Annotated in this window: 1 protein-coding gene; it reads left to right on the top strand. The window is 38.2% G+C overall.

Translation table 11 applies throughout. From position 1 onward, the window contains the following. A partial coding sequence (locus tag CP366_RS10425) for a transposase (protein ID WP_143469316.1) occupies positions 1-419 on the top strand: 419 nt, incomplete at both ends.

Raw genomic sequence — 419 nt, 5'->3', positions numbered from 1 at the left:
AGTTAAAGCCCGGCTATAACCTGCAAATCGCTACACATAAGCAATTTGTCCTTGATTACGAGCTCTTTTCAAAACCAACTGACACCAGGACCTTAGTGCCATTCCTTACCCAGTTTCATGCTTTAGATTTCTTTAAGCATATCGTTGCCGATGCCGGTTATGGTAGTGAGTACAATTACACAATGATTCTTGATCAGTTTGAAAAGCAGCCTGTTATTCCATACACAACTTATCAAAAGGAACAGAAACATAAATTTAAAAACGATCCAACTAAATCACAAAATTGGCAGTATAATGCCGAAGATGATTACTACATCGATCATTTAGGAGTTCGCTTTAGCTTTTATCGGTATAGTAGGCGAACCGATAAATATGGTTTCGAACGTGATTTCAAACTCTATCGAGCGGATAAGCACCAA

Origin of the sequence: Lactobacillus sp. UMNPBX15 (genome assembly GCF_002553785.1) — a bacterium.
GTDB lineage: Bacteria > Bacillota > Bacilli > Lactobacillales > Lactobacillaceae > Lactobacillus > Lactobacillus crispatus.
Note: the sequence above shows the minus strand (reverse complement) of the source record. Positions and strands in the feature narration are given on the sequence as shown.